Genomic DNA, 15,465 nt, shown 5'->3' with positions numbered 1-15,465 from the left:
TATGAGAGCGGGCTGCTTTTTTATTGCGTATGTTTTGGCTATCATACAATGGTCCATTACAGGTTATATTTTGGCCCTCGCAATTACTGTTCCCGTATCGGGATGGCTCATGAACCAATTTAACGGCAAGAAAATATTTATCGGCGCGGTTATTGCTTTCGGAGCTATCTCGATAGCTGCAGGAATGAGCCGGGATGTGTCCACCTTCATCGTCTTCCGTCTACTCCAAGGATTTAGCGCAGGGATCATCACTACACTTATGTTTACCCTTTTAGTGAAGACTGCCGGACAAGAAAACATCGGAAGAGTTATGGCCATTGTCAGTACACCGATGATTTTCGGCCCTATCTTAGGTCCTGTAATCGGAGGCTTTATCGTTCAAGGCGCATCATGGCATTGGATTTTCTATATTAACGTGTTCATCGTCCTGATTACTGTGCCGCTTATGATGAGAAGCATTCCCGATTTCGAACCGTTCAACAAAGACAGCAAGCTCGATCTATTCGGGATTGTCAATTTGTCCTTAATGAGTGCTGCACTGATTTACGGAATTACAAAAGCAGCGGACTACGCGTCCTTCAACAACAGGAATACCATTATTTGGACAGGTACTGGCCTTGCTTTAGCTGCAATCTACTTTGTATATAATGCCATCCGAAGTAACCAGACCGTACTTCCGCTCAATTTGTTTGCACACAAGAACTATCTGGCATCGAGCAGCGGTTTATTTTTAGCCAATGCCGCTATTCTGGGCCCTATGCTCATCCTCCCGTTGTTCTTCCAGAGCATCCTTCATTTCACGGCCATTCAGGCGGCGCTGGCTTTAATCCCTCAGGGCATAGGAATGCTTGTTACCCGTCCTTTGCTTGGAAGATGGATTGATAAGTTTGGCGTAAAAAATGTGGTTATGGCCAGTCTTGCCCTTTCGTTAATAGGTACGATTCCGCTGATTTTTATCACCGGTCAAACCAGCATGCTTTGGATTTCCGTGGTTCTGTTCATCCGTGGTACCAGTGTCGGAGGCATCAGCATTCCGTTGACGAGTGGCGCTTACTCCGGTCTGGACAGCAAGCAGCTTCCCGAAGCCGGGGTTGGTATTACTATTGTCGAGAACCTTGGTTCAAGCTTTGGTTCGGCTGTTATCGCAACCGTTGTCGCCGCCTACATCCATGGTTTGCAGCCTACGGCGGCTCTTAATTTGAAGGGTTACCATGCCGGATTCCTGGTTTCCGCCGTTGTCCTTGCGCTAATCTTCGTCCCCAGTCTGTTCCTCACGCATAAAAAGACTGCTAATAGCGGTCCTGCGGTGGATACAAGCAGCCTTTAGCTTCAACGGGAAGCAGATGAATTCTGAATTCGTCAGGGGTTATTTATCAATTCCATCCCCAACCTCCGTCATCTGCTTCAGCACCTGCTCCACCTCCGCCAGATTCTCCACAAGGTCATCCCGCTGTCTGCCGAGCTCTGCCACCTGACAATCAATCATGTGAACTCTATGCAGTAACAGCTCACGGGCATAGGCCAACAACCCAGTGGCACCACAGCCCGACTGCTCCTTGTGTTGAAACAGCCTTTGAATGTCCTTTACCGCCAAGCCCCACTGTTTAAGCTGAACGATGGCCTGGAAGTCCCGCACTTCCTGATCTCCAAAACAATAGCGTTTCTCCTTAAATTCCGGCTTGAGCAAATGAAGCTCCATGTAGTAGCGCACGGTATCCGCCGTTGTCTCCATTTCCCTGACAAACTCACCAATCCGCACCGTCATCCCCCCTTGCCATGGGGTTAACCCCATATGATTAACTCGTATTATAGCTCACCGCAAGGAGGATTAAGATGACGAATTTCTACATCATTACGGGGAGGAAAAAGATGGCCCTTCTCTTCATCGTTCTGTATGCACTGCTAATGGCCGCCGCTGCAATCATCAAGTACCCAAGCCTCGGTCTGACACTTACTGCCGCCAACGTACTCAGCTCAGTGGCTCTGCTCTGCACTCCGCTTCATCCGCTCTTTCTGCCCATTGGACTCGTAGGATTATTGGGCTGTGCGCTGCGGAACGGTTATATGCTCCAAGGTCACATCCAGCCGCTGCATGTGCTGGTCCGCTGCGGAATTTCACTTGCTTTATATTTCGTGTATACCTGGAAAAGGTAGCAGAACAAGCGCCGGAATCCGCGGTATTCCCGTGGCCCGGCGCTTGCTTTATGGTGAGCGATTTAGACAGTAATGTATCATTCTTGTTCAATGATAATATCCCTGCATCGTACAATGAATTCAGCCATCTCCTTACCGTCCAAAAGCACATGCGCCTCATACCCGTCATCAGTACGATAGAGCTCATTATAAAGCCAAAATTTCCCCTCAATGCCTTCATCCTGCTTGATGATATCCGGTGCTACAAACGTAATCTTATTCAATTGGGTGAAGCCTCCCTGAGTGTCGAGGCGGATTACAAGATCATCACCGGAGAGCATTTCTGTCACTGTACAATCATGAAAATGGAAATGGTTGCGAAGCTCCTCGGGCAGCGGTTCTGCCTGCTGTGCCTGACGGTATTCCTGTGAGATCTGATCCGTCTTTCTTACATTCTCGCTGCTCACCACTTTCAACTGGCGCAGCATATCCTTCGTGCAGTAGCCCAGCGTAAATACCCGCAAATCTGCAATCTGCTGCAAAATCTCGCCCGGCAGCCGCTCAGCATGTATTTCCAGTCCCCATTCCTGCCTCTGCTGAAACTCTTGTTTACAGGCGACTTCATCAAAAGCAGGCCGGGCATCATATTGGGCAATCAGGTGATGTATCCGCGCTTTCTCTTCTTCCGGCATCCGGTATATCAGTTTATCCTCATCGGCAATCTCTTCACCGCTGAAATATTGGTCCACCCGCATCATCTCAGCCCCATCATGCGCCAGCAGGTAACGGGGGTCCACATCGTACATTTCGCGTCGTTCCTTTAGAAATGCTTTCTCTTTCCGCTTATACAGCCGCCTGTACAGCGCTTCGTCGTGGACGCCCGCTCCGCGATGCGCCCGCAAGCCGAATTCCAGGCTCCTCTGCTGGCAAAGCTCGTACCACTCTTTTGTCAGATATCTCACGCACTGCTTCCCCCTAGCCATGTGGATAGTCATCTATGTAATTTCAACAACTCCATTATATCTTCTTCGGTCAATAAGTCGTCACGATCCGGTTGCCCTACGGCCTCAATGAATTCCAGCTTCAGCGTTCGCTTGGTTAGCCACTCCATTCCTTCTCCCATGGTTGATGCCGGATGCAGTTCGATGTCCAGAGAGGGGTCTACGGTCTCCGCTATAATATACAGCAAGCCTTCTTTGTCTCCATTATGTTTAATAGTCCCGTCTTCATTAATAGATACGACTGCAGGTTTATGCGAGAAGATTCGTGCTAAATTCCGGTGTACCGTAATGGTACTTCCACTGCGCAGTTCGTTCAGGTGAGCCGGACTTCCATGATACCAAAAGTCCACTAGGCCGTTCTCCTTTCCGTATGGTACTTGATAGATTTCAAATCTCATTTATACGCGCCAGGCAAATGAAAATAAATAGATAGCAATACTAATAAGCGCAATAATGATGATAGATAACCCTGCATACCCTAACCAACTCTTAGGTGTCCATTGGAATTTCAATAAATAGATAGAGCCCATGATTAAGGCAACAGAAGGTATCCCAAACATAGTTAAGATTACGGTACTAATCACGTCCATTATAAACCCATATTCAAAGAATCGGTTGGCCAGCAGGAAGAAAAACAAAAACGATAGGCCATTTACAGCCATTGCGGATATTAATAGCGTTTTAAATGCCTTATACATCTTCAACCACCTCTCCACTTTTGGCAAAATAGAGCTCCGGCATGCTTCTCATTTAGATAGAGCATTATTCATTAGAGGCCGTCCATTTACGAAATAGGGTTAACATCTCTTCCAGATTACCAGGCCCCCTGCTGCCGAAAAAAAGCTATCCTCCACTGTACAATGAACCCAGTCATCGTCGCTTCACTCAAGTGTAATTGCATCAAAATGTTTGTCTTGAAGCTCTGTCTCCGCTAAATTAATCTTGATGCGCCAGCCGGGGTTGTCCAAAGTCGTGATGCTGACCAATGGTTATGCCTGTTCCCATCTAACTTCCGTGCATAACTTCTGTAGCTTTTCGTTCTGATGTTCATTAACCAAATTGAACCATTGCACCCACATGCCATGGGGGGGAAATGTGGAATCACACAGTCGCCAGCTGCTGCTTAATCCACTTGAGGAGCAGCTTAGGCGGCAAACAACACAATACGTCTGACCATTTCTAATCGTACGCGAAAAACCGAGTACAATATGCTGCTGGGACGGTAAATGGGCCCAATGAACACGAAAAACCGAGTACAATATGCTACTGTGACGACAAACGGGCCCAATGAACACGAAAAACCGAGTACAATATGCTACTGTGACGACAAATGGGCCCAATGGACACGAAAAACCGAGTACAATATGCTACTGTGACGACAAACGGGCCCAATGGACACGAAAAACCGAGTACAATTCACAAGGCATGTACCAAGCCTGCCCTTATGACGAGACACTTGAAGCTCCTCAAACTCCAGAACTTCCACTCTGCATCCCCACCATTTTGTATTGTTCTTTTGTACAATATATATCCCCGCCCAGGTCAATAAAAAAGACGCCATAAGCGTCTTTGCGAACTTTATAGCGTCTTTGCGAACTTTATATGGTGTTATCTATCTTTTGCTGCATCCCCGTCGCAGCTGCTTCGCGGATAGCGTCCAGCAACCGGTGCAGCCGCACAGCCTGATTGAAATCAGGCACCTCCGCCGCACTGCCCTCTAATCTCTCGGCAAAGAGGGTGTAAAGGTGGGCAACATTATGCCACGGACCTGGAGGCGTAGGCTGCGTCTTCAAATCATAGTCCGCCGGTGTACCCAGGAATTCCGTATCTCCGGTGGGCCGGACGAGCTGCAGCTTCAGCCGGTCCATCTGAAACATCAGCTGGTCCTGCGGCGTAATTACCAGCTCCCCCTCGCTGCCGATGATCCGCAATGTAAACCCGGGTGCCCCCGCGTTGACGAACTGGGCGGATACCAGCGCACCCTGCGCCAATCTGCCGGAGATCAGCACATGATCCGGCGCATTCGCGGTCACCGCCGCTCCGGTCTCCAGTACCTGGACCTCCGGATACTGGGTATCCAGCGTACCGGCAACCTCTGCAAACGGGGATACCATAAACTCAATCGCATCCAGCACATGTGCCGCGCCAATGGTCAGCTGATCGGCTCCATTGCCTGCATCCAGCAAATAGACGTGCGCCAGATCCACTACGCCGTTCGCTGTTGGAAATACCGGTAAGGTAATTATCGCATTCACTGCCATTACACGGCCGATCGTACCTTCTTGAACCAAGTTCCGGACATAGCAGACGGTTGGATTAGCCCGTGCCTGGAGTCCGGCTATATGCTGAACCCCCTGTTGTTCTGCGAGTGCAAGCAGCGCTTCCGCCTCGGACGTGGTCCGGGCAAGCGGCCATTCACTGTAGACATGCTTGCCGGCACCCAAAGCTGACCGGATCAGCCGGTCATGCGCCGGCACTTTTACAGAGACCACCACTACGTCAATATCGTCCTGTTCAGCCATTTCCTCAGCACTCGCGTAGTAAGAGCGGATACCGTGAAGCTCGGCCGCCGCCCGTGCGCTTTCCAGACGCGAGCCAGTTACCGCTCTTACCTCATAATTATCCTTAGCGGCAAGAGCCGGGATGTGGGCCTGTCCGCCCCAGCCCCCTGCGCCGATGATTCCAACTCCCCATTTGCTCATCTTATTGCTCCTCCCTAATTGGCATAGCACTGACACGAATCAATATAAACGATATAATCAGAGCACAAAAGTACGCACTTTATAGTGCTATAGTTACCAAATGGTTACGATGAAGGAGAGAAAGGACGATCACCATGGACCAATATCATAATCCCACCGAAGCTACACTGGAGCGGATCGGCGGCAAATGGAAGACCGCTATCCTCTGTCTGCTGGGCGAGCAAGGTCCGCAGCCCAACGGGGAAATGCTGCGCATCCTGTCACCGGTCACACAGAAAATGCTCACTCAACAGTTAAAAGAGCTCGAAGCAGACGGGCTTATTCTGCGTACCGTGTTCCCGGAAGTACCGCCAAAAGTCGTCTACGAATTGACGGACAGCGGAAAATCCCTGCAGATTGTGCTTGATCCGCTTTGTGCCTGGGGCAAACGGTTGGCAGATGCCGCGAAGCAGGCGGAACAAGAACCCGGTAATTAACGAGCTAGCGGTTAAAATGGCAGATTGGCACTATTTTTAAATAAAGAATTGGACCTGTCCGCCTGAAGACTTTCCATTTATAATGGGCGTTATTCTGTTCACCTGTTATAGAAGGAGTGACTCATCATGTTCAAGGGCTTATCCGCCTTCCCGCTTACCCCAATGGACGAAGTGTCCGGCATTCATGAAGCATCGTTCATCCGTCTAATCGAGCGTTTGGCTGCCGCCCGGGTAGACTCTATAGGCGCTTTGGGTTCAACAGGGAGCTACGCTTATCTCACCCGCGAAGAACGTAAACGGGTCACACAACTAGCAGTAGAGCATGCCGCAGATATTCCGGTGATCGTGAGCATTGGCGCCCTGCGTACCCGCGACGTTCTGCATTTAGCGGAGGATGCCCAGCAGGCGGGGGCCAGCGCAGTCTTGCTCGCTCCGCTCTCGTATCAGCCGTTAACGGAGGCGGAAGTGTTCACGTTATATGAAACGGTCACCCGAACGTTGTCCATCCCCTTATGCGTCTACGATAATCCCGCCACCACTCATTTCCGCTTCAGTGACGAGCTGCTGGGACGGATTGCTCAGCTTCCTAACGTTCAATCGGTCAAAATCCCGCCGCTGCCGCCCAGCCAAGCGGAGGCCAAGAGCCGGGTGGACCTTCTCCGCGTTCTGCTGCCTGAACACGTGACGCTCGGGATCAGCGGTGATGCTGCTGCTGCACTGGGATTAGCCTCGGGCTGCCAAGCCTGGTATTCGGCACTGGCCGGATTGTTTCCGGAGGTTTGTCTGGATATCACACGGGCTGCGCAGAACGGGAACCACAATGAAGCTCTCCGCTTATCCCAAGCCTTGGCTCCCCTGTGGTCTCTCTTCACCCAACATGGCAGTCTCCGGGTAGTTGCGGCAGCTGCCGAGTGGAAGGGGCTCATTCCAGGGTCTGCTTTGCCGCTGCCTATACAACCGTTAAGCGGGGCTGCGGCGAAGCAGCTGTACGCCTATCTGGATGAAGCGCAGTTTGCGAAGCAGTAACTGTATACTGGCAGGAAGCACAAAGAGGCTGTCTCAACAAGAGACGGCCTCTTTACATACGTGTTCAGCGTGCTTACAGCAATGATAACGTTACTGCCACGGCATTATCAATAAATGTGCGCTCCGGCCGCGCCTTCATCATCACGGTAATCCCCACTAACGACACAACCAAGCTTTGTGCCAGCTTCTTGGCGCTTATGTCTTGCTGTAACTCACCTGTATGAATCCCCCGTTCAATGGTTTCCTGAAACAGGACTGCGAGATAGGTCTGATGTTCCCGCGTAATAATTTCGAATTTCTCGTCCCGGGGCGCCAGTTCAACCATCGTATTTATACAAAAGCATCCCGGCGTCCCTGCTCCAGCATACTCTTCCTCAACTAAATCGCTGAAGAATCCACGGAACGCCTCCCGTACGGAGGGTTTACTTTGCAGTTTGGTCCGTATTGTGGCGGCATGCCACTGGGTGTACTTTCGCAAGGCAGTTTCAAACAGCTGTTGTTTATCGCCAAAGGCCAAATATAGACTGGGTCGTTGAATGGACATCGCCATAGTCAAATCGGTTAATGAAGTAGCTTCAAACCCTTTTTCCCAAAAAACCTGCATCGCCGCATCCAGCGCTTTCTCCTTATCAAACTCCCGGACCCGAACCATTATGTATCCTCCTCATAATATACCAACTAGTATATAATAAATTATATTTACTGTATCTAAAATTGTCAAACTCCTTCCTGAGTATCTTGACTTTATTGAAATAAGGAGTTATTTTAGGCATACCCTTATTGTACCGTATAGTATATTATACTCTTAAGTACATATTGGAATATGCTAAGAATGGAGCTCAATAAATAATGGCCGGTACCGAAATATCAGTAAGAGAAAAGCAATCTGCCGCTCAGCAGCCTGTCTTCATTTCAAACAAGCTGGCTTTATGGTTTGCCATAGCCTGCGGGCTTTCTGTTGCCAATGTTTATTACGCCCAGCCGCTTCTGGACGTCATCGCCGGCGAATTCGGAATTGCCCGGTCATCCGTTGGCATCGTCATTACAGTCACACAGGCCTGCTATGCGTTAGGCTTATTGCTGCTTGTGCCTCTGGGAGATCTCGTCAACAGGCGCTGGCTGATTCCAGGGCAAATGTTATTGTCCGTACTGGCGCTGACTATCATAGCTTTCGCTCCGGGTACCGGTATTCTGTTTGCGGGGATGGCAGTTGCAGGATTGTTGGCCGTGGTCACGCAAACGCTGGTTGCATACGCAGCGACGATGGCTGCACCTTCGGAACGGGGACGAATCGTAGGCAGGGTAACAAGTGGTGTCGTGATTGGCATTCTGCTCGCAAGATCCGCTGCTGGAGTGTTAACAGATTTAGCAGGCTGGCGTTCTGTCTATCTTTTTTCAGCGCTGTGCCTGCTTGTCGTTGCGCTTATCCTGCTCAGGCTTTTGCCGAATGAACAGCCAAAAGGTTCTCTTACATACTTTCAGCTTCTTCGTTCTGTGATCTTATTGTTTAAAGAAGAACGGGTGCTGCGTATCCGCTCATTGCTTTGTTTGTTTATTTTTAGCGCGTTCAGCATCCTGTGGACCTCGCTTGTCTTACCGCTCAGCCTGCCTCCGCTGTCCCTTTCACATTCCGCGATTGGAGCGTTTGGGCTGGCCGGAGCTGCCGGAGCGCTAGGTGCAACTCGTGCCGGGCGGCTGGCTGACCGAGGCCGGGGACAACTCACAACCGGAGTAGCACTGGCCCTGCTGCTAATGTCATGGTTGCCGATCAGCTATACCGGGCACTCCCTGACAGCTCTTGTTGTCGGCATTCTCCTTCTGGATCTGGCCGTGCAGGCTGTACATGTAACGAATCAGAGCATGATTTTTAATGTGCGTCCCGAAGCAAGGAGCCGGCTTACAGCTGCTTATATGATTTTTTACTCTATCGGCAGTGCCATTGGTTCAATTTCGGCGACGAGCATATACGCATATGCCGGCTGGAGCGGGGTATGCTGGCTTGGAGCCGGTGTGAGTATGATAGCCCTGCTATTCTGGGCCATAACCAGACGTCTAACCTAAGGATAAGCAGTTTGGCCGCAGCAACAAGAACCGTTTCCGGCCGGGAACGGTTCTTCACAAGCTATTGTTTTCTGTAGCCAAGCTTTTAGCTAATCTTCACAAACACGACCAGCAATAATACATTTAATAGTAAAGCCGGTATCGAGAATCTTCTTCTTGCTACAACCCCAATCATACTAATCAGCACCGCAAACCCGATCAAGCCATAGATCAGGATCATTAGAGCATTCACATTTAGCTGCAGCACCTGTGAACCCAGTTCATTGAAGAATCCCCCGGTATCGTATATGTCCTTATTTTGGCTAAGGGAATAGATCAACAGGCCTGCAATACCTGCTGAGGAGACTAATATAGGGAGAGCGGTTAATGTTCTTATGCGCTTGTGTGTTCTTCCGGAAGTGATTGCATACAAGCCATAACCTGCAAAAACACAGATCAGGATTACCCAATGAACGGTATAAAGTCCCAGCCCCTCTTCCCGGTCGCCCGTCCCTCCCCCATCCGGTCCCATAGCAAACAGCAGTAGATGATTAAAGATAAGTACGAAATTTAACGCCCCGTATTTAAGTGCACTCACACCTATACCCTCATAACGGTTCAACGGTGCTCCTCCTCTCGGTCTGCTCTGCACGGCTCACCGCCAGCTTCAGTCCCACTACTACAAACCATGCCGAGAACAGTACCTGTGAAACCATGATGAGCGGCTTCCCTGCCACCCAAGGAAAAGAACCGATCAGGTCACCTGCTGCTGCCAAAAACCCTAAATAAGCTACCGATCTGCCCAGCGTACTCCGCCTGATAACCAGACTTAACACTACTGTAGATATACACATAATGATGGCTGCCGCGTGCATGCCTCCATAATAGAGGCTGAGCACCAGCCTGTGGATATCCGCAGAGAGCTCAAGTCCGAAGACCGGGTATATCGTCCGTCCCAGGAAGATATCCAGCATAATATAAACGGGAATCGTGACGGCGAGGAGCCCGCAGCCCAGCCAGGTTTTGACGGGATCGACCTTCACCAGCACACGAAACAGAGCGACAATGGACGGGATCAGCAGCAGCGCAGCAAAGATCAGCACTTCATCCGCCATCGCGAGATTGAACTTCCATTCCTGAATCCAGGCGAGCAGTTCTACATCTGTCCCCGGGGGATCAGGTAAGGGTAACAGCAGCAGATTGTGGACCCCAAAAAGCACCCCCGCAAGTATAAAAGTAATTCCGCCGAACCTGATCACGCCGATTTTTTGCTTCAAGAGGTATCAGCTCTTTTCCGGATAAATAACTTACAGTTTCAGTCGCTCTTTAATCTTCGTCACCGTTTCCAGCGCTGTGCTTCCGGTTGTATCGATCTTGTATGTATCCATATCCGCATACAGCTTCAGCCTGCCGCAGCTCGCGGTGATTTGTTCAGGGGGCCGGTTATCCTGAAGCATCCGCTCCCGCAAAGCTTCCTCCGAGCAGGTCAGTGTAATGAGGGCCTTATCGAATTCATAATCCTGAAGTCCGGCCAGTATGCTGTGGATGATCTCTTCCCGGTGCAGCACCCAGTTGAACACAATATATTGAAATCCGGAATTGCTTAAATAACTGCGCAGCAAAAAGGTAATGTTAGTCTCCACCATCCGGATGTTCTCAGCCGAGAACTCCCACGGATGCATCATCCAGCACCAGTCCCCGTCCAGCCAGACCGCTTGATTGAGGGATTGGTACAGCTCTTTGCTGACCGTGGTTTTGCCGACGCCCGGCGGGCCGTTAATGATTATTAATTGCTTCATCAGCTTGCCCCTTTCTTCCTCATACTTCTCGCTTCTCATCCACCCCCCGCTATGTTGTGGAAGCTACTATCATGTATAACTGGAATAATATTACGCTTTGATAGTACATAGTTTATATTATTTTTGAGGGCAGGAGAAGCTAATCTATCTTGGGGAACGGGAGCGGCGTATAAATGGGATACAATAAAAGAGCCTCAGACGCTGACAGTAACGCCATTGTCTTGTCAGGGGCAAACAAGAGTCTGAATGGTGCTGAAATTATACGAAATGTTTCATTCCATGTGCCTTACAACAGTATTTATGCCATTGTCGGTCCGAACTGTGCCGGCAAAACCACATTGCTGCGCTTAATAACGGGTCTGCTTACCCTGGATGCAGGCAGGATTCATTTCACCGGAGATGCGCGTGAGGTGTCTGTGCTCCTTGAGCATGATTATTTATTCGAGGCCAAGACCGGGAGGGAGAACCTGCGGGATTTCGCCAGTTACCTTGAGATAGATCAGGCGCAAGTCCCGGCAGTTACACTGAAGTACGCCGGATTACTGCAGCTGGACACCGCACTAAACCAAAAGGTCGCCACCTACTCCAAGGGAATGAGGCGGAAGCTGTCGCTGCTCATTACTTTACTTAAAGATACGCCGATCCTGATGCTGGACGAATTAACCTCCGGCGTTGATCCCGAAGCGAGAAGAGCCATGCGCGGCATGCTGGAGCTTCTTAAGGAGGAAGGAAAGACGGTGATCATTACCTCGCATGATCTGGCGGAAGTACAGAAAATCAGCGACTGGTCCACCATTCTGATTAACGGAGCGGTCGCGGAGACGATTAACCTTAAGGATTTTACCGGAGATTTAGAAGCAAGATTCTTCGAGGTATTGGAGGGCTCAAGGTAATGGGTATTCACTCCATCCACAAACTGAATTGCAGAGATGTCCTAAGGAACCCCTCCTATCTGTCCCTGGTTGCCATTACGCTGCTCGTTCCATTGAACTCCATTATTCAAATTGCCCACAACAATACCGGCTCTGCCGGATATGTTGCTGTTTACATTGTTCTGATTCTGAACCTCGCTGTCTTCTTCTTTCTGAATATGTTAACCGTCAGCCTGATTGTCATTGCGGAGAAAACCTCGGGCCGCTGCGAGTACTATCTCGCCAACAAGCTTGAGCTTGCCAGGCTGACCCGAACTTTCAGCACCTCTGCCTATCTGCTGTGTATGGGTCCGGTCCTAGTCTTTAATCTTCTGGCAATTGGTTATGCGATTTGTGCAAATCAGAAGGTCCTGTTAGAGCTATATTTGAGTATCCCGTTTCTGTGGTTTGCGGCGGCATTTATCATATTCACGTATGCTGCAACGAATATGCTGACTGAATTGTCCATGCTGTCCAAATCACCCGAACGGATCCGCACCTATTTGTCCGTCAGTGCGGTTGTGTTTACTTTCACGGCTACACTTCCCGGTGCTTTCTCCCGTAAGCTGGGCTTCACTCCCGGGGGGAGCTCTATTGTCTGGATTATTGGGGCAACCTTGCTGGTGCTGGCTTGGGTATGCGCCCTGTTACGCTATTCATGGAAGAGTAAGTTAACCAATGAGGTTGTGGTTTTGTCTTATAAACAATAGGCGCTTGCTGCGGTATGGTGCTCAGGTTGAGCGCCAAACTTTTTTTATAATATTTACGTCATTCCTGCTCTTACCCAAGACAAACCCGAGAAACTTGAATGTCATTCATTTCAAGGTATGGTGATACTGATGATAAGGATAGGAACAAATAAACGTAAGTTTGTAATACTATTCAGTGCCGTATCATTAATATTTTTATCCTCGTTCTTGATATTACTAAACTACACCAACTTATTTTTGGATAACAAATCTTGGGGGAATTTCGAGTGGAAGGATCAGGAGCAGACTCTAATGTATCACGAGAAGAAATACATTAGTGTTGACTCTTACAGGGCTCGACAATTAGGGGAAAAGTTAGGGGCAATAGTTCAAGGCCGCACGTCTGTAATGACGTTCTATGCCTTGTCCGGAATAGAGCCTGAGCAGTATATCTGCAAGAGAATTGAGGGAATTAATATTAATTTTATTTATAAAGAGGTAGGTGTACCCGATCTAACTTTATCGGATTTTGATCCAAATGCAGTAGAATTCAACAATAACGGCAAGATAATTACTGACAGGATCATATTAGACAAAGTTATTAGAATTTTAGAAGGTAATAAATCACTCAACACTTTGGAGCAGGATTGGTTACTAGAAAAAGCAGGACAACTCAATATCGACAATGTAAGCTTATACTCCAATAAATATCCAAATTTTATATTTTTCAAGTGATTTGTGTAATTATAATACAAACTGTAGAACAGACGGAACGTGTTCATTATCATTTGTATTAATTCAACAAAGAGGTTGCTAAGTGAGCAGTCACTTGACAACCTCTTTGCCTTAAATACAAAAAGAGCAACCTTGTAATGAAAAACGCTTCATGTCAATAAAAGGCGCCACATAACAACGTGCATCAATCTTAATTTGCTCCCTGCAATTTCGAGCCTTCAGATGATTAGAATACCTTCGTTGTCCACTCTTCGCAGTTCCATACTTCCGTCACAACTTCACGGTAGAATTCCGGTTCGTGGGAGATCAGCAGAATGCTGCCCTTGTACGCCTTCAGCGCACGAGCCAGCTCTTCCTTCGCATCAACGTCCAAGTGATTCGTAGGTTCGTCGAGTACAAGCAGATTGGTCTCGCGGTTGATCAGCTTGCAGAGACGGACCTTGGCCTTCTCGCCGCCGCTCAGGACCGCAATCTTGCTCTCAATATGCTTTGTCGTCAGACCGCATTTGGCCAGTGCCGCGCGGATTTCGAATTGGCTGTACGACGGGAACTCGTTCCAGATCTCTTCGATGCAGGTGTTGTAGTTCGCTTCCTTCATCTCTTGCTCGAAGTAACCGATTTCCAGCAGGTCACCGAGTCTGACGTCGCCGGAGATCGCCGGGATCTGGCCCAGAATACTGCGCAGCAGCGTCGTCTTCCCGATGCCGTTCGCGCCGACCAGAGCAATCTTCTGCCCGCGCTCCATACGGAGGTTCAGCGGACGCGACAACGGAGAATCATAGCCAATGACAAGATCCTTGGTCTCGAAAATCAGCTTGCCGGAGGTGCGTGCATCCTTGAAGTTGAACTGCGGCTTCGGCTTCTCCTTGGCGAGCTCGATCACATCCATCTTATCCAGCTTCTTCTGGCGGGACATCGCCATATTACGTGTAGCTACACTGGCCTTGTTCCGTGCAACAAAATCCTTCAGATCAGCGATTTCCTGCTGCTGGCGCTTGTAGGCGGATTCCAGCTGCTGCTTCTTCGCCTCATATACCTGCTGGAAGTAGTCATAATCGCCAACATAGCGGGTCAGCGCCTGATTCTCCATATGGTAGATCAGGTTAATGACGCTGTTCAGGAACGGAATGTCATGCGAGATCAGAATAAATGCATTCTCGTATTCCTGTAAATAGCGCTTCAGCCAGACGATATGCTGCTCGTCCAGATAGTTCGTAGGCTCGTCAAGGAGCAGAATGTCCGGCTTCTCCAGCAAGAGCTTGGCCAGCAGCACCTTGGTCCGCTGCCCGCCGCTGAGATCATGGACATCCTTATCCAGACCGATATCCGTCAGGCCCAGTCCGCGGGCGGTTTCGTCGATTTTGGCATCGATCATATAGAAATCCTGACTGGTCAGTGTATCCTGAATCGTGCCGACATCCTCCAGCAGCTGCTCCAGCTCCTCGGGAGTCACGTCTCCCATCCGTCCGTACATGTCGTTCATTTCCTGTTCCATATCGAACAGATACTGGAACGCGCCGCGCAGCACATCACGGATCGATTGGCCCTGGGTCAGCGCCGCATGCTGGTCCAGATAACCGGTACGTACGCGCTTCGACCACTCCACCTTGCCTTCGTCCGGCTGCAGCTTGCCTGTGATGATGTTCATGAAAGTAGATTTACCTTCGCCGTTCGCGCCGATCAGGCCGATATGCTCGCCCTTCAGCAGGCGGAAGGATACATCCGTAAATATCGCACGGTCGCCAAAACCGTGGCTCAAACGTTCAACATTTAGTATACTCATGGATTTAACAACTTCTCCTTTATTCATTATCCTTGTCATATTATAAAGGTTAATGCTTCACAACTCCACAAGTTTCAGAAAGTAATACAGAAGAAGTGACATAAGCTAAAATTTTGACCAGGACAAATTTAAAACTCCACGTGTGGCGCCCCCGGTCAGCTCTTCCTGTT

Annotated in this window: 18 protein-coding genes and 1 pseudogene; 8 read left to right on the top strand and 11 right to left on the bottom strand. The window is 49.5% G+C overall.

Features of this window, described 5'->3' with window-relative positions:
* Nucleotides 1-34 precede the first annotated feature (34 nt).
* Nucleotides 35-1,327: pseudogene (locus F1379_RS06055) on the top strand (DHA2 family efflux MFS transporter permease subunit); the annotation flags it as partial.
* Nucleotides 1,328-1,366: 39 nt separating this feature from the next.
* On the opposite strand, the gene F1379_RS06050 reads toward F1379_RS06055, so the two are convergent.
* Nucleotides 1,367-1,759 (bottom strand): MerR family transcriptional regulator, encoded by a 393-nt coding sequence (locus tag F1379_RS06050; protein ID WP_162551086.1) that lies wholly within the window; start codon nucleotides 1,757-1,759, stop codon nucleotides 1,367-1,369.
* Between the two features lie 74 nt (nucleotides 1,760-1,833).
* Between F1379_RS06050 and F1379_RS06045 the strand changes: the two genes are divergently transcribed.
* On the top strand, nucleotides 1,834-2,154 hold the full coding sequence (locus F1379_RS06045) for a hypothetical protein (RefSeq protein WP_150267466.1): 321 nt from the start codon (nucleotides 1,834-1,836) through the stop codon (nucleotides 2,152-2,154).
* 77 nt (nucleotides 2,155-2,231) lie between these two features.
* Here the strand turns inward: F1379_RS06045 and F1379_RS06040 are convergent, their stop codons facing one another.
* From F1379_RS06040 to F1379_RS06020, 5 genes are all read right to left on the bottom strand, one after another.
* The gene (locus tag F1379_RS06040; protein WP_150267464.1) at nucleotides 2,232-3,095 is read right to left on the bottom strand and encodes a DUF4085 family protein; all 864 of its coding nucleotides are present in this window, start codon (nucleotides 3,093-3,095) and stop codon (nucleotides 2,232-2,234) included.
* A 29-nt stretch (nucleotides 3,096-3,124) separates the two neighbouring features.
* On the bottom strand, nucleotides 3,125-3,484 hold the full coding sequence (locus F1379_RS06035) for a hypothetical protein (RefSeq protein ID WP_150267462.1): 360 nt from the start codon (nucleotides 3,482-3,484) through the stop codon (nucleotides 3,125-3,127).
* A gap of 48 nt (nucleotides 3,485-3,532) precedes the next feature.
* Nucleotides 3,533-3,832, bottom strand: a complete 300-nt coding sequence (locus tag F1379_RS06030; protein ID WP_150267460.1) for a hypothetical protein — start codon at nucleotides 3,830-3,832, stop codon at nucleotides 3,533-3,535.
* 183 nt (nucleotides 3,833-4,015) lie between these two features.
* On the bottom strand, nucleotides 4,016-4,120 hold the full coding sequence (locus tag F1379_RS30680; RefSeq protein WP_150267458.1) for an Imm53 family immunity protein: 105 nt from the start codon (nucleotides 4,118-4,120) through the stop codon (nucleotides 4,016-4,018).
* 612 nt (nucleotides 4,121-4,732) lie between these two features.
* Entirely contained in the window at nucleotides 4,733-5,836 is a 1,104-nt protein-coding gene (locus F1379_RS06020; RefSeq protein WP_150267455.1) for a Gfo/Idh/MocA family protein, read from the bottom strand.
* 134 nt (nucleotides 5,837-5,970) lie between these two features.
* Between F1379_RS06020 and F1379_RS06015 the strand changes: the two genes are divergently transcribed.
* Nucleotides 5,971-6,312 (top strand): winged helix-turn-helix transcriptional regulator, encoded by a 342-nt coding sequence (locus F1379_RS06015; protein WP_150267453.1) that lies wholly within the window; start codon nucleotides 5,971-5,973, stop codon nucleotides 6,310-6,312.
* Nucleotides 6,313-6,438: 126 nt separating this feature from the next.
* Nucleotides 6,439-7,338 (top strand): dihydrodipicolinate synthase family protein, encoded by a 900-nt coding sequence (locus F1379_RS06010; protein ID WP_150267451.1) that lies wholly within the window; start codon nucleotides 6,439-6,441, stop codon nucleotides 7,336-7,338.
* A gap of 73 nt (nucleotides 7,339-7,411) precedes the next feature.
* On the opposite strand, the gene F1379_RS06005 is transcribed toward F1379_RS06010, so the two are convergent.
* The gene (locus tag F1379_RS06005; RefSeq protein WP_150267449.1) at nucleotides 7,412-7,990 is read right to left on the bottom strand and encodes a TetR/AcrR family transcriptional regulator; all 579 of its coding nucleotides are present in this window, start codon (nucleotides 7,988-7,990) and stop codon (nucleotides 7,412-7,414) included.
* A 197-nt stretch (nucleotides 7,991-8,187) separates the two neighbouring features.
* Here F1379_RS06005 and F1379_RS06000 point away from each other — a divergent pair, with 197 nt between their 5' ends.
* The gene (locus tag F1379_RS06000; protein WP_150267447.1) at nucleotides 8,188-9,399 is read left to right on the top strand and encodes an MFS transporter; all 1,212 of its coding nucleotides are present in this window, start codon (nucleotides 8,188-8,190) and stop codon (nucleotides 9,397-9,399) included.
* 85 nt (nucleotides 9,400-9,484) lie between these two features.
* Here F1379_RS06000 and F1379_RS05995 read toward each other — a convergent pair whose 3' ends face one another.
* Genes F1379_RS05995 through F1379_RS05985 form a run of 3 tightly spaced genes read right to left on the bottom strand, consistent with a single transcriptional unit; the run spans nucleotide 9,485 to nucleotide 11,216 of the window.
* Nucleotides 9,485-10,000: a hypothetical protein gene (locus tag F1379_RS05995; protein ID WP_150267445.1), complete on the bottom strand. Its 516-nt coding sequence runs from the start codon at nucleotides 9,998-10,000 to the stop codon at nucleotides 9,485-9,487.
* Nucleotides 9,987-10,655 carry a hypothetical protein gene (locus tag F1379_RS05990; protein WP_150267443.1) on the bottom strand — a complete coding sequence of 223 codons (669 nt, stop codon included), beginning with the start codon at nucleotides 10,653-10,655 and terminating at the stop codon, nucleotides 9,987-9,989. The genes F1379_RS05995 and F1379_RS05990 overlap by 14 nt, the downstream gene beginning before the upstream one ends.
* 30 nt (nucleotides 10,656-10,685) lie before the next feature.
* Nucleotides 10,686-11,216, bottom strand: coding sequence for an AAA family ATPase (locus F1379_RS05985; RefSeq protein WP_239004578.1), 531 nt, complete (start codon nucleotides 11,214-11,216; stop codon nucleotides 10,686-10,688).
* Between the two features lie 134 nt (nucleotides 11,217-11,350).
* Between F1379_RS05985 and F1379_RS05980 the strand changes: the two genes are divergently transcribed.
* From F1379_RS05980 to F1379_RS05970, 3 genes are all read left to right on the top strand, one after another.
* Nucleotides 11,351-12,070 (top strand): ABC transporter ATP-binding protein, encoded by a 720-nt coding sequence (locus F1379_RS05980; RefSeq protein ID WP_150267441.1) that lies wholly within the window; start codon nucleotides 11,351-11,353, stop codon nucleotides 12,068-12,070.
* Nucleotides 12,070-12,798, top strand: a complete 729-nt coding sequence (locus tag F1379_RS05975) for a hypothetical protein (RefSeq protein ID WP_150267439.1) — start codon at nucleotides 12,070-12,072, stop codon at nucleotides 12,796-12,798. The genes F1379_RS05980 and F1379_RS05975 overlap by 1 nt, the downstream gene beginning before the upstream one ends.
* A gap of 291 nt (nucleotides 12,799-13,089) precedes the next feature.
* A complete protein-coding gene (locus tag F1379_RS05970) occupies nucleotides 13,090-13,512 on the top strand; it encodes a hypothetical protein (RefSeq protein ID WP_150267437.1) in 423 nt (140 codons plus the stop codon).
* A 226-nt stretch (nucleotides 13,513-13,738) separates the two neighbouring features.
* Here F1379_RS05970 and F1379_RS05965 read toward each other — a convergent pair whose 3' ends face one another.
* Nucleotides 13,739-15,295: an ABC-F family ATP-binding cassette domain-containing protein gene (locus tag F1379_RS05965; protein WP_150267435.1), complete on the bottom strand. Its 1,557-nt coding sequence runs from the start codon at nucleotides 15,293-15,295 to the stop codon at nucleotides 13,739-13,741.
* Nucleotides 15,296-15,465: the final 170 nt, after the last annotated feature.

It is taken from the genome of Paenibacillus tepidiphilus, assembly GCF_008635795.1.
Classification (GTDB): Bacteria; Bacillota; Bacilli; order Paenibacillales; family Paenibacillaceae; genus Paenibacillus_AQ; species Paenibacillus_AQ tepidiphilus.
The sequence above is the reverse complement of the archived record's forward strand: the minus strand, read 5'-3'. Positions and strand labels throughout refer to the sequence as shown.